Annotated in this window: 12 protein-coding genes; 5 read left to right on the forward strand and 7 right to left on the reverse strand. The window is 60.1% G+C overall.

The annotated features are described in order from the left end of the window. Positions 1–99: 99 nt before the first annotated feature. Positions 100–720 (reverse strand): response regulator, encoded by a 621-nt coding sequence (locus AC5RTB_RS09420; protein WP_494060802.1) that lies wholly within the window; start codon positions 718–720, stop codon positions 100–102. Positions 721–953: 233 nt separating this feature from the next. After that, positions 954–1,142: a PspC domain-containing protein gene (locus AC5RTB_RS09425; RefSeq protein ID WP_494060803.1), complete on the reverse strand. Its 189-nt coding sequence runs from the start codon at positions 1,140–1,142 to the stop codon at positions 954–956. Positions 1,143–1,771: 629 nt separating this feature from the next. Here AC5RTB_RS09425 and AC5RTB_RS09430 point away from each other — a divergent pair. Together AC5RTB_RS09430 and AC5RTB_RS09435 are read left to right on the forward strand one after the other, a co-directional pair. Beyond that, entirely contained in the window at positions 1,772–2,839 is a 1,068-nt protein-coding gene (locus AC5RTB_RS09430) for an NAD(P)-dependent alcohol dehydrogenase (RefSeq protein WP_494060856.1), read from the forward strand. Next, positions 2,839–3,714 (forward strand): universal stress protein, encoded by an 876-nt coding sequence (locus AC5RTB_RS09435; protein WP_494060804.1) that lies wholly within the window; start codon positions 2,839–2,841, stop codon positions 3,712–3,714. The genes AC5RTB_RS09430 and AC5RTB_RS09435 overlap by 1 nt, the downstream gene beginning before the upstream one ends. A gap of 683 nt (positions 3,715–4,397) precedes the next feature. Here AC5RTB_RS09435 and AC5RTB_RS09440 read toward each other — a convergent pair. Then, positions 4,398–4,853: a flavodoxin family protein gene (locus AC5RTB_RS09440; RefSeq protein WP_494060805.1), complete on the reverse strand. Its 456-nt coding sequence runs from the start codon at positions 4,851–4,853 to the stop codon at positions 4,398–4,400. Positions 4,854–5,692: 839 nt separating this feature from the next. Between AC5RTB_RS09440 and AC5RTB_RS09445 the strand changes: the two genes are divergently transcribed. Next, the gene (locus AC5RTB_RS09445) at positions 5,693–7,381 is read left to right on the forward strand and encodes a sensor histidine kinase (protein ID WP_494060806.1); all 1,689 of its coding nucleotides are present in this window, start codon (positions 5,693–5,695) and stop codon (positions 7,379–7,381) included. A 175-nt stretch (positions 7,382–7,556) separates the two neighbouring features. On the opposite strand, the gene AC5RTB_RS09450 is transcribed toward AC5RTB_RS09445, so the two are convergent. The 3 genes from AC5RTB_RS09450 to AC5RTB_RS09460 all read right to left on the reverse strand — a co-directional run bounded on the left by AC5RTB_RS09450 (position 7,557) and on the right by AC5RTB_RS09460 (position 10,116). Then, entirely contained in the window at positions 7,557–8,024 is a 468-nt protein-coding gene (locus tag AC5RTB_RS09450; RefSeq protein WP_494060807.1) for a universal stress protein, read from the reverse strand. 79 nt (positions 8,025–8,103) lie between these two features. After that, positions 8,104–8,595 (reverse strand): universal stress protein, encoded by a 492-nt coding sequence (locus AC5RTB_RS09455; protein WP_494060808.1) that lies wholly within the window; start codon positions 8,593–8,595, stop codon positions 8,104–8,106. A 1,218-nt stretch (positions 8,596–9,813) separates the two neighbouring features. Continuing rightward, positions 9,814–10,116 carry a hypothetical protein gene (locus AC5RTB_RS09460; RefSeq protein ID WP_494060809.1) on the reverse strand — a complete coding sequence of 101 codons (303 nt, stop codon included), beginning with the start codon at positions 10,114–10,116 and terminating at the stop codon, positions 9,814–9,816. Between the two features lie 995 nt (positions 10,117–11,111). Here AC5RTB_RS09460 and AC5RTB_RS09465 point away from each other — a divergent pair. Together AC5RTB_RS09465 and AC5RTB_RS09470 are read left to right on the forward strand one after the other, a co-directional pair. Next, the gene (locus tag AC5RTB_RS09465) at positions 11,112–11,606 is read left to right on the forward strand and encodes a universal stress protein (RefSeq protein ID WP_494060810.1); all 495 of its coding nucleotides are present in this window, start codon (positions 11,112–11,114) and stop codon (positions 11,604–11,606) included. After that, entirely contained in the window at positions 11,545–11,772 is a 228-nt protein-coding gene (locus tag AC5RTB_RS09470) for a universal stress protein (RefSeq protein WP_494060811.1), read from the forward strand. Before AC5RTB_RS09465 ends, AC5RTB_RS09470 begins: the two co-directional genes overlap by 62 nt. A gap of 105 nt (positions 11,773–11,877) precedes the next feature. Here AC5RTB_RS09470 and AC5RTB_RS09475 read toward each other — a convergent pair whose 3' ends face one another. After that, positions 11,878–13,332 (reverse strand): MGDG synthase family glycosyltransferase, encoded by a 1,455-nt coding sequence (locus tag AC5RTB_RS09475; protein WP_494060812.1) that lies wholly within the window; start codon positions 13,330–13,332, stop codon positions 11,878–11,880. Between the last annotated feature and the right edge of the window lie 280 nt (positions 13,333–13,612).

Raw genomic sequence — 13,612 nt, forward strand, 5'->3', positions numbered from 1 at the left:
AGTTCTGCCATAAGAATGCGGCAGGGCACGGGACGCTGATAGGGACGAAGGTCCCGAATAAGTTCCGGTCGAGACCTCCGGCCTGCTAATCCGGCAGGTTCAGGAGGCGTCCGCGCTTTTCGTGACATAGACCGCAGCTTGAGTCCGCCTATCGAAGCCGAGCTTCGCGAGAATGGAAGAGACGTAGTTTTTCACGGTCTTCTCAGCCAGGAATAGCTCTTCGCCGATCTGCCGGTTCGTCATACCCTGACCGATCAGGTCGAGCACCTTTCTCTCTTGAGGGCTGAGCGCGTCAAGCCGGGGATCAGTTCTCGCTTCGCTTAAGCCGTCGAGGATCCTTTGCTCAACGCCGGAGGCAAAAAGTGACTCCCCAGCGGCGGCGCGCCGGATACCATGGAGCAGGTCATCGCTACGGATCTGTTTCAGGACATATCCGGCGGCACCGGCCAGCACGGCTCCGCGAAGGGCCAGTTCGTCGTCATAGCTGGTCAAGATCAGGCAGCGAAGCGCGGGGTTGAGAGAGCGGACATCACGGCACACCTCAATGCCCGTGCCGTCGGGCAGCCGACCATCCAAGATGGCAATGTCTGGTCGGAGCGCAGGTATCCGGCGGGTCGCTTCAGCCGCTGACCCACTTTCGCCAACGATTTCAAATCCCTCGCCCTCCAACAGATCCTTCAGTCCTTGCCGGACCAGCTCGTGGTCATCGAGGATGAACACCCGAATCGGTGCTTGACCGGACGCTCCATTGTTCGCGTCCGATGACTGGCGACTCATAACTGCTCCCGTAAACGTGAATTCCACCCAGCACCTTGCTGAGGGAAGAGATGATGACCATTCTTACCCACCAGGAAAGCCCGCGCCTGAAACAGGGTGAGTGATGGTAAGCAGATGGAGGTGATTCAGCCCTGAACCCATGACTGGAGAACAATTTTTCCTGACTCATCGGGAAGCTACAGCCATGCCCAAACGTAGAAGGTTGGGGCAAGGCCGGGAAACAGACCCAAAGCTGAAGTGACCACCCTGACAGCGGTAGGGCTTACCCCCAGCTTCGCCGCTAAACCGCCGCACACACCAGCAACCCGGCGGTTCGAACTGCGGTGAAGCCCGGTGGTGCGGATGATGTTGAAAAATTGTTCCATACGCAATTCTCTAGCGGTCGTCCGCCGATCCGCTTGGGCACAAAGACCCTAAAGAGCACCCATCCAGCCGGGTGCGCGGATGTACCATTCGGGGAAGGGGTCCACCGACAGGGTGGCGGTCGCTTACTCCTTGCCGGAGTCATCATCTCCGCCCCGGTGGTCCTGCTGAACCTGCATATGGCTTCCAGTCCGCTGCCTGGTCACCTTTAGCGGCCGTGGACACGGTCACGATGAGAACAGCCATCAACGCGGAGATCAGGACGTTCACCTGCGGGTCGCAGCCGACGGCGCTTTGGCTGAAGTCCAGATGATGCGGTGGGGTACGCCAGGAATCTCCGGCGTTATGCTGCCGTCGGTCCTGCGCGCGGGGTGGTGGTGGAACACACCAAGGCAGAGCGAAGGGGAGTTCTTTCACGCCACGATCACCGGAGCGCAATTCCACTAACTGGGCGGTCAACCACCGCAGGTACCCGGCCGCTTCAACTGCTGAAACAGGGCCGAAAGGCCCTTATCCGGCGGCCCATCATTTGATCTTCTTGGAAGACCGTCACAGCAATATCCGTTGTGCCCCGGATATCACCTCCCTTCCTCTAAGGGAGGACCACCCGCCACTTTCCGAAGGGACGCAGATGAAGGCTCTACAGTACCGGTCCATAGGTTCCGCCCCAGAGGTCGTAGATATTCCCACACCCGATCCCGGGCCGGGGGAAGTGCTGTTACGGGTGACCGCAGCGGGCGTTTGCCACTCGGACGAATTCATCATGGGACTACCTGAAGACCAGTACATATATGGGTTGCCGCTGACGCTGGGCCACGAAGGGGCAGGAACAGTTGCTGCTCTAGGCGAAGGCGTCAAGGGGTTGAGCGTTGGAGAATCTGTTCTGGTATACGGCCCATGGGGTTGCGGTCGCTGTCATGCGTGCGCACGCGGCGAGGAGAACTATTGCAGTAACGCTGCCTCCCGAGGCATTCGTCCGCCTGGACTTGGTGCTCCGGGGGCCATGGCCGAGTATCTTTTGGTGGACGACGCCCGGCACCTGGTTCCGCTTGGCGGCCTGGATCCGGTGACGAGCGTCCCGCTCACCGACGCAGGGCTAACTCCTTATCACGCGATCAAGAACAGCCTGCCATGTTTGGTTCCCGGCTCAGTGGCTGTCGTCATAGGGGCAGGCGGGCTGGGACATGTTGCCATTCAGATCCTGCGGGCGATCACAGCCAGCGTGGTGGTTGCCATCGACACCAGTGAAGACAAAGTCGAACTAGCACGCGCCGTCGGTGCTGATCACGCGTTTGTCAGCAGTGGTGACACTGACGACCTGATAGGGCACGTTCGAACCCTTACCGGTGGCATTGGAGCTGCAGCAGTGTTCGATTTCGTTGGCATTCAATCCACGACGGACCTAGCCGTACGCTTGATAGCGGTTGGTGGCGAGATTGTGATTGTCGGGGTAGGCCCTGGAACGGTAAATGTCGGGTTCTTTTCGACGCCTTGGGAATCGTCGGCGAGAGCGCCCTATTGGGGTTCGCGCCCGGAGCTGATGGAAGTGCTCGAACTGGCACGCTCAGGCAAAATCACCGTCGAAGTGGAAACTTTCAGCCTTGATAGGGCTCCTGAGGCTTATGAGAGGCTTCATCAGGGCACTATTCGAGGCCGAGCAGTAATAGTGCCGGCCCTAACGACCGATCAGCAGCAATAATGAGGCCCACTTCGACCTACATCGGAGACCGTCGCCAGGAAGATTCGATTCTGGTTGCTTTGGCCGATGCCGCGACCAATAGTTCCGCCGTGCTCTGGGCCGCCACCCGGGCAACCACCTCCGGCCAACCTCTAACCCTGGTCCATGCCATCCCGGATGCGGGACTCATGCCACCAAATATCTCATACGGTGCCATTGTCATCGCGGCCCGTGAAGTGTTGGAACGTGCAGCGACCTCGCTCGCCCTCAGCTTTCCGAACATCCGAGTGCGCTCCTACCTGTACTGCGGGGACATTGTTGAAGGCTTGCTAGGGCTGGCCGATACATCCTCACTCCTTGTCCTCGGGGCAGACCGGAGGGACCCTGACAGCGGGGAGTTCAGGGGGTCGGTGTGCATACAGGTCGCCCTAATCTCTGTCGCGCCCGTCGTTGTTGTGCCGCTGAACGCTGCGGAAGGAGCGACCGCCAACGACCATAAGAGAGTGGTTGTCGGCGTAGACGGATCCGACATGTCGAACGTTGCCCTGATTAGCGCCGCCGACGAAGCACAGGCGCTGAAGAGTGAGCTTCTGGTTGTCACTGCGTCAGGACCAGGACACTCCCACAGCGCGACGGAGAGCGCTTCGAGAATGCTGACCGATGTCCGACGCCGCTATCCCGACCTCAGCATCAAGTCGGTAATCGACGAAGACCACCACCCAACTGCTGCGCTTACACTTCGTGCCGCCGATGCAAGCCTCTTGGTAATCGGCCGCCACGGAAAGGGCGCCAGAGACAGCATGTTCCTAAGATCCGTGACGCACACCCTGCTATTGAACCCGCCTTGCCCAATCCTGATCGTCACTCGGCGTGCTCTTGATCCGGTAGTCAGCTAGGCCCTGCTAGCTGCGGGAAAAATCATCCAATCGCGTTCTCAGTCGGATGGGCGCAGCAGCTTCTGTTCCGGCAGGATCACTGGCAGCAGTAGCACCGGGCAGCGTGGTGCGCGGATCCCGGTAAGCAGCCTCTGCTGACTGGGCCCGCGGTGACGCTGGAGCAAGACGGTCCGGCAGTTAGCGTGAGCGATCTCCGGTTTTGTGCAGGGCCTCGGCCCTGGTCTTCGGAATCCATTGGCCAATTTCCAGGTCTTGAAGTTCGGGCATGATCGACACCGCACTTGAGCGGCCGAGGTTATCGAGAAGGTCGTTACTGTGAAACCTGCCCGCCCGCCTCCTACCTGTACCAGCCAGGGCCAGACGGCCGATCGCGGAGCCTCTATGTTGAGGCCCGCGTGGATTCATATTGAGCCGTGGGATGGATCTCGTCGCTCAGTATTGGATGCATCAGAATTCAACTGCTTGTCCTCTCTCTGGACTGTCTACTCGTAGCTTCTCTTCGGAAGGTGAGATTCGACGAAACGAAGGATGACGCTGGGCTGAAGCGGGCCAACCACGGACTAGCCAGAACGAGATTTTCAGGCGTATTCCTGGGTGTGAGGTTGCTGCCTGCACTTAGATTTAGGAACGCGCGTGTGATCGCACGTTTATTGTGTAGGCTCATGGCCCTCGTCTGCTGCTCCCTAGTCCGCCTCCTCAATGGCCCTGAGTAGTGACTGGGCCCATGTTGCAGCTTTCTCAGGTTCTCCGCTGTGGAGGGGGCCTTCAATCCCTTCGACGTAGAAGGGCATTGGTTTCGATATGATGTTCGCGCCTGCCCCTCTGAGCAGCGAGGTCATCTTCTTCGCAGCGTCTCCGTGGATTAGCACTTTAACCCGGGTGTCGAAGGCTGCCGCATGAATGCCGTCGAGCCGGCGCTTCTTGAGGGTTCCAAGGAGTTTTGTGATCTTGTCGGTGGGATGCCAGGCGTTGATCGGGCTGCCAGCCACAAGAAGATCTCCGGCTTTCAAGGATTCAGGGTCGAAGTCGTCGACGGACACGGCGTTGGCGTGGAGTGCCCCCCTCATCGCGTCGGCGATTTTTTCCGCGATCTGGCGTGTATTGGCGAATGCGGAGTCGTAGAGGATATGTGCTTTCATCAATTCAACTCGATTCTGTAGGCCATTGCGGTAAGTCGACAACGTTTCGCAGCAACGGTTGTGAGAATGGCAGGTTTCACCCCTGGTACTGCAATGTTGTGACTGGCAAGGGACGCAGGACGCGCAATACACAGGGGAAAAACCTCTTCCCGCCGTTCTCGGTCAGGCCCAGAAAACGGTTGGGCTCACAGGCCTCCATGGTTGCTGCTGTCGCGTTAGCACGGGAGAGGTCGACGATGACTTCCTTCACCGGAAGGAGCGTAACGGCTCGCGTAGTGATTACTGAGAGGGCTTTGAGTCTTTCTGGAGTCACCAATCCCAGAACGATAATTCGTGCCCAGTGAAGATCTGCATCAATGCGAAGGGTGGTCTTCTGCTGTACGCAGTTTGTTTGATTCACTATCATCTCCGCACCTGTGGGTTCCTCGAAGGATCAGGATTACTAACCGGAGCTGCATCCTGACTATCTTTATACCCCTCCACACTCCGTCGAGCACTTGGGTGGGGGAGAAGGCGCCAACCTCTCGAGGTCTTCGCCCTGTATAGGATGTGCCATTCCACGGTCCGATGTAAGGGACGAAAGTCCCGAGTAAGGGAGAATGCGCACACCGGTGCCTTGTGCCCCAGGTTCGATATCTCTCCGGGAAATAACGGTGTGGCGTGAGGAAGAGAGGCCATGGTTTTTTCGGAGCCTGCCGGCCTGTCGTTGCGTACGACAGCGGTATGAAATCTTGGTTTTAGGTGCTCGAACAGGTGCTAGGCGTCTATCATCACTACCAAGTTGCACGGTGGTTGCGGCCGTGCGCGCGGACCTTACATGGTTGAGCAGGGAGGCTCTCATGAGTGATGGGGCTGCTTGGACTCCGCCGCTGAATCGGCGCATAGATGACCTGTTGCGGGAGTTTGTTGGACGTGCCGATGACCTGCTGCATACACAGAACCAGATGAATGGTCTCCTGTTGGCCGTCATGTCACTCGCCGAGGACCTGAGCCTGGAAACGGTGTTGGACCGTGTCGTTCAATCTGCCTGTGAACTGGTCGGCGCCCAATATGGGGCGCTAGGAGTAATCGGAGATGATCAGAAGCTAAGCCACTTCATTACGGTGGGCATCGACGAAGACGGGGTCCGCCTCATCGGTGATCTGCCAACCGGACACGGTGTACTGGGCCATCTGATCAGGGAGCCAACACCTCTGCGCCTGAACGACTTGGGCCAACACCCGATGGCCGCAGGGTTTCCCCCTAATCATCCACCGATGACATCGTTTCTTGGGGTGCCCGTGCGAGTCCGAGACGCGGTGTTCGGGAACCTGTATCTCACCGAGAAAACCGACGGCAAGGAATTCACTGCCGAGGATGAGGATCTCGCAGTTGCGCTGGCCGCTGCAGCCGGGGTTGCGATTCAGAATGCCCGGCTGTTTGAAGACAGTCACCGGCGTCAACGCTGGTTGGAAGCGGGGATGGAAATCAGCAACGTGCTGATCACTGCTCAGCATCCACGGAGCCTAGAAGCACTGGATATGGTGGCCGAGGCAGCTATGGAAGTGTCGGACTCATCCGGAGTTGTCATCGCCTCTCCTGCTTCGGGAGGTCTCCTTCGCTGCCGTGCTTCGATCGGAATGCAGAACCTTGTGGTCGGTCAGGAACTGCCTTTCTCCGAAGTCGTGAAGACGGTCATCGAGTCGGGGGAGTCCTTATGCCTCAACCTGAAGTCAGAGCACCTGTTCGATCTAACGATGACGGAAGGGATGGGTCCGGCCCTCGTAGTTCCGCTTGGCCATAAGGGTACGGATAATGGGGTACTTATGCTCGCCCGTCTATCCGGATCGTCCGATTACTCCCATTCGGACTTGGATACAAGCGCGTTGTTTGGAAGCAGGATCGGTCTGGCGTTGGATCTGGTCCGCGCCACCAGGGCCAGAGAAGAGTACCTCCTTTTCAATGACCGGGACCGGATCGCACGCGACCTGCATGACCTCGTAATTCAGCGCCTTTTCGCCGCTGGTTTGAGCATCCAGAGCCTTCGGCGGTATGCGACGGACCCGGTTGCCCATCAACGGATTGCTGCGGTCACTTCTGAACTTGATGACACGATCCGCGAGCTCAGGAATACTATCTACTCTTTGCGGACAGGGGAGGAGGAAAGAGGACTCCTCACAGCACGGATCCTGCAGACTGTCCAGGACCGATCCAGCAACGCTGGCCTCACCCCGACCGTTGTTTTCCTCGGTCCCGTAGATGAGGCAGTTACCGAGGAGGTGGCCGATCACTTGCTCCCCGTCCTGAATGAGGGCTTGAGCAACGCCCTCCGCCATTCCGGTGCTGATGAGATCCAGGTGAATGTTTCGGCCCAGGAGGAACGAGTCGTACTGATCATCGCGGACAACGGGCGGGGGTTCACGACGCCCACACGCGCCAGTGGCTTAGCTAATATGCGCCATCGGGCTGCTGTGCTTGGAGGGAATTGCTCGGTGGACAGCACCCCGGGCGTTGGAACCCAGGTCCGCTGGACGGCCCCTATCGGATGAGCGGCAGCCCGGGACAGTCCTGCAACAGCTGGCCGCTTAGTTCGGGCCCTATTAGACCGTTTCCTCTGAATTGAACGCTCAGTGGCAGCTGGGTGGGGAGCCCCGGTCTGCACATCGGTCAGATTCAGGGGCCCGCCCTTGGCTCCATGCCGTTCTTGTATCTCGGGCAGAGCGTTTACCGGTGCTCATCGGATGCAGCATCCGTGGGCCGGGCTGATTTCGGAATGACAAGGACTGGGCAATGAGCATGCGCTACGCAGGCCCCGCTGACTGAACCGAGCAGGAGGCCGCGGAACGTTCCATGGCCCCGTCTTCCAACGACGAGCAAGGCCGCGCCCCGGGATGCCTCGATCAGTGCCTTTGCCGGGTGCGCGAAAACGACCGTGCTTTCGACGTCGCTGGGCACATCAGATCCATACGCCGCGCTCAGTGCTTCGTCCAGTCGCTCCCGCGTTGTCTCGGCGAAATTGTCGCTTCCAAGGGGCACGTACCCGGCATACTGAGCAGGATATTCCCATGCGCTAACTGCGTGGATAGGGGATTCGAAGACAGAAGCCAACTTCCTGGCGTACTGCAATGCCTCGATCGATTGTTCTGAACCGTCTACACCGACAACAATGCGTGCGGCTGAATCCTGGCTCATTGCTATTCTCCTTCTAAGGGTCGGGGGCTCCGCAACGCATGATGTTGCGGATGAGGAAGTTGATGCTTCGTGGAAGCTCCTAGACAGCTCCAGCTTCGGTCTGAGTCGTGGACGGCTGATCGGCCAACTGAAGCGCGCCATGGGCGATGACTGCAGGACACAGTGAACGCTCCGCCACAGCGGAGCTGACGGATCCGAGCAACAGGCCAGCGAACCCGCCATGCCCGCGGGATCCGACGACAATCATCGATGCGTGCTTGCTTTCCTCGATGAGAACCTGGGCTGCGGGGCCTTTGAGAACGCGGCGCTCGACGGTGCATGGATACTCGTCGTGGAAGGCGGCCTCCAACGCGCTTTCGAGGGCGGTCTCGGCCAACACATCGGGATTCCAGTCGAGGGGCGCGTACGTGCCGAATCCGATGGGGTACTGCCAGGCCGTCACGGCCCGTATGAAGTCACCACCGAGAGGCACGAGGTGCGCCGCCAACTCAAGTGCGGCTATGGACTCGTCAGAGCCGTCCACCCCTACGACTATTGCTCGAGGCTTCCGGGTTGTAGCGGTTGTGTCCATGAGGGTGTCCTGGTTCTGGGTGTTCGGCGACGTGTTACGTGTCAATGGTTGCCCGTATCGCGTCCGTGAGAATAGGGCCCAAAGACCTGACCCCGAAGGTCCCTCGCTGAAGGAGTAGAGCTTGCAGGCGTCGCCAGTGTTGAGTGGGGTGTTCTTCCCTACCTCAACGTTGCTCGGGAGGAGGCGGACAATTGCCATGTCTTCCGCCCACGGGTCGTGCGTTCATCCGGTGTCAGGGTCTTTCGGCCCTAACTTGTCCATGCAGCGGTGCGTACCTTGGGTGAAGGAGGGGAGGACATAACTTCCGGCCGCGCGGATGGTCATCTGCGGACATCCGTTGACGCGGAAATGAATATCCCTTTCCCCGATTCGGATCCCACGCTGGAGCGCGGGCACAGGCTTTCGTACACTCACGAGGGAATCAGGAGACACTCGTGTTCGAGCAAGACGCCGCTTCTAATGCCTTGGCGACCCGGTTGGACTTTGCAACGCTGCGCAACCGCTCAACTAAAGGCAAACCCTCCGGTGGAGTCATTCCTATGTGCCTGAGCTGCGGTAGGGACGATGACCTGGTGAATTTCGAATACTCGGAGCAGGTAGTCCTGCCCAACGGCCACGCGAAGCTGGCTCGTACGAGCTACTGCTGCACAAGGTGTGGACGGAGCCGGCAGCATACTGTTTCGGCAACGTGGCGCCCGCCGGGTTGGTTCAGGTGTACCTGATAATGGAGAGCCCCGCACGAACGGACTGCCCGTGCATCTGACAGTCATTCAGAGCGGCGGTTTCGCGGGCTTGACCCGCCGGTGGTCGACGGACATCCCCGACACCAATTGTGACCAATGGATCGCCGCTCTGACTGCAGTACCAAAATTTGATCTCGTTGGACCCGACGAGAGGGTCTACGAAATCCGTCTTGGTGGGGTCGTCGCGCGTATACCTGAGCACCAAGCGAACCGCGGGAACCTAGCCACCTTGATACGCCAGGCACAAGAAGCCGCCCCATAGCAGACCCGTCCGATCCGTTACCAGCCCAGATGCTGTCTCGGCGGAGAGGACGGCGACTGCTTCAACCGGCATAGAGAGCCAAAGGCCTCACAAGGGGCCTAGTGGTGAAACAGCTGAATACCAGCGACTCGCATGCCGTAGCTGAGTCGTCGTGTCGATCGACTTTCCTTCAGCGCTGCCGAGCGGGTTACCGATCCATCGCCGCAGGCACTCCTAGCTTTCCTCTTCAATGCGAGAGGTGTCCGCTAACGCTCCGCATGTTACCGAACGCTCGCGCCGGATACCACGACGAAAGTAAAGCACCGGTCCGAGGAAGTTCACTCCGATTACCAGCGCCCATAGGTTCTTGCGTCCGTTAACCTGCTCGGCCGGCCGAGCGGCGAGGTCCGCCCAGGCGGTGCATGCCAGGGAGAGCTGGACGGAAATCAAGGTCAGCAGTGCGGCCTTTTGCCGCGGGGCAAGGTCATTCCACTTTCTGCGGTTGGTACTGCGTCGCCGATTGCGTTTTCGGTACATTCCGACCTCCAAAGACCAATCAAGAGTTTCAATACGTCGAGTGATCATCCATCAAGCGTGTGTGTTGCCACGCCTGACCATCCTCGTACACCCGAGTAGACCGGCACTAGTCCGTGGCCGCCGGCTTGCATCCAGAGGTCTGCGAACTCTGGTTCTGGCACACTCGCGCCCACCCGAGCGCTGGCACCGATGTCGCTGACGGGCAACCTCCGGCCGATCTTGTTGTCATCACACTGCTCACTTTTTGCAAGAAAGTGCGTCCGGACGCTACGCGGACCCTGACGTACTTTCGGCAGGGCGTTGCGGTGAAAGCACTTTCCGCGGTCCCGGCTGGGATCATCATCGCAGCGGCGGTCTTCGTTGTTCAGCTGCACTCCCGAACAGTGGGAGACTTCAGCATCGAAGCAACCCGCACAGCGTCCGTGCTCACTCTTTCCCTTGTTGCACTCAGCGTCCTAACGGCGGCAAGCCGTCCCATCAGTCGCCTACGCCTCGGGATCATCGGGGCCATGGTCGCACGCCTCCTGCTCCCGCTATTCACGATGTGCGGACGCCGGCGAGGACCATTGCCTTGCAGGTGTTTCTTCGCTTGCCAGTACCGGGGTGGTGAGTCGATCTGGTCGAAGGTTTGGGTGGGGTCTCTGAAGGCGGTTTCACGGGAGGCGCCGGCTAGCTAGAGCCTCTCTTCGAGTTATTTGCCCTCTTCCAGAAGGTGTCGGCCGTTTAGTGTGATGTCGACGAGTTGGCCGTGCCGGTGACGAGCATTTTCTACGTGTAGCCAAGCGTTGGACTGTAGTTTCAGTTCGGCGGGCCACTCGCCTTGTCCGAGTGCTTCCGCGGAGGGGGAGAACCATCACCATCCGACTTAGCCTGCGTGCGGCACGGTCGGAAGGCCCATAGTTCAACTGGGCCTTTCGGCCCTGTTCTGTAACTCAAACGCCGAGGACGCTAGGACATATACGAATGCATCGGATGCCTAGGAGTAGGACGCCATCATGAACACGACCCACCCAACCCATAAGTCGCGTGTTATCGTCGTCGGTGTCGACGGCTCTGAGCCCTCCATTGACGCACTCAAATTGGCGGCCCAGCTCACCCCACTCGCCGGTGACGTCATCAGGGCAGTGACCGCATGGCAACACCCCGCCGCACTCGGCTTCTTCACCCCCGTCGACTGGAACCCTGTCGAACAGGCAAGGTTGGCTCTCGATCAAGCATTATTCACAGCTTTCCGGGACGATCCCCCGTGCCCGATAGAACGTCGCGTCCTGCACGGGTCGCCAGCCCAAGTTCTCATCGAGGAAAGCCGGCACGTGTCAATGGTCGTTGTCGGCTCGCGCGGGCACGGCGGTTTCGTGGGGTTGTTGCTCGGATCCGTGAGTTCCGCCGTTGCCGAGCGCTCAACGAGCCCGGTTGTAATCGCCCACAGTGCACTGCAATTGCCTGACGACGAGGCTTCTGCCGCGCAGCCAACAGGCGCATCAGCATGACCTCCAACACGCAGCCAACGAACGGCGTAAACCTGTCCTCGTCGGTGTCGACGGCTCGGACGGCTCTAAGGCAGCCGTCTTCTGGGCTGCCCACTATGCGGCAGCAGCAAGACTGCCGCTTATCGTTGTCCACTGCTGGGTCTGCCCTACTCCACCGAGAAATTAGAGCCGGTCACAGGCATCAAGGATAGCGGGCGGCGTCGGCATGCTTGGTCGGGCATGGGTCCGGATCCCCTCCAGCGGTGCTCATATGCGGGTCGTTCCTCGCCGGTCACGCGGGAAAGGGTGCCGAGAGCCCCTCGACGCGGACAGGGAGGGCTTCCTCACCCCGGAGTATGGCGCGTAGCAACCGCCGTGCCTCCCACCGGAGCGACACGGGCGCATTGCCGCGCCGCAGCACCAGACCCCCGTTCGTGGTCGAGTACCGCTTCTGCAGGTCCCCCAGCTCCTGGGCTTGCAGCAGCGCTACCGTGCTACCCGCAGCCGAATCAATCAGGCGGACCAGGGAGGAGTGTCCCGTCAGGTCGGTCGCGACGACGCGCTGCTCGCTCGCGGCAAGAATTGTCTTTTGCGCCGCGCGTGTAACGACCAGCGGACGTGATGGGCCGTCCAGTAGCCCGGTCAGCACGTGCGCCGCGGCATCAGGGCGGCCGGTTCTCTGTGCAGCCGCGCGCATCCGGCATAGGCGACCCGGCTCGCGCAGCACTTCGTCGATCTTCCAGGCGATCGTCGAAGTGGTGTTGCAGCGGACAGCCGCCCCCTGCTCCATCAGGTAGTCGCCGTTGCGAACCTCCTGCCCCGGGATGGGGTTCACTAGCACCATAGGCAGCCCTGCAGCCATGCACTCCGACGACGACAGTCCTCCCGGCTTACCCACAAACAGGTCCGCGCGGCGCAGCAGCTGAGGCATCTCCGACGTGAAGCCGAGCACGCGGTAGCGGTCACCGGCGGGCGCCACTAGCTGCTCGATACGATGCCGCAGCGCATCGTTGCGTCCGCACACGACCGTGGCCGTGAACGGTGAGCGCATATGCATTGTCTGCCGCACCACCGAGACCGCATCATCACTGCCGGTCGCGCCTGCCGAGATCAAAAGCATCGGGGGCCGGTTAGCATCGCGCACCGGCGCGCCATTGAACTGTTTGGCGATCGGGATGCCCGTGGCTGCGACGCGGTCAAGAGGAAGGCCGTGCGCCAATAGCTCCACCCTCCCCTCCTCCCTGGCCACGAAGAGCGCGTGGAACGCACCCGGAAGCCACAGGCCCTGAAAGTCGTAATCCGTCGTCACGACAGCGGTTCTGGCGTCAGTCACGCCGCGAAGGAGTAGCGATGCCAACAGCTGGGCCGGCAGGAAGTGTGTGCACACGATCGCGGTCGGCCGGAATTGCTTGATCGCATCGATAACCGGAACGGCGTTCGCCCGTGTCCAGGGGTCGATTGGTACGCGGCGCCGGAACGGCGGGTCGCTTATGTCGTAACCCCAATCGACCAACCAGGGCAAGTCCTTGACTAGGACGAAGTAACCCTTCGCTAGCAATGCGCGGTAAAGAACGCTACTGACCTTCAGCACATCCAGCACCTGCACCTCGGCGATGTCGGCGCGCGCGGCGCACGCCTGCTGTACCGCCGCCGCGGCGCTGTTGTGCCCCGATCCCACCCCTGCGGACAGGATCAGTAGGCGCTCCCCTCCATCGATGTCGATGCCTTGTGCCGACGTCCTGCGCATGAAGAGCGGCTAGCGGGTTGCATCACACTGAGGGCGAAGGCTTATCCGTGCTCCCGAGAGCGTTCTTATGGCGCCGATTCGCAAGGGGAAGGAAGACATCTCTTGCAGGAGCCAGTGAAGCACGAAGCCTCGCTCCGGCCTGCGTGGTTTCATTTTGACAGTCGGCAAATCGAAAGCTTGTATTTCCGCCTGGCAGTGGGTGACCGCGAAAGAGTGTCTGCCCAAGCCATAAAAGTCAGGTTTCAGGTCGCTTTCCATCCAGCAATATAAACATGCATGC

Source organism: Arthrobacter sp. M71 S08, from assembly GCF_059089725.1.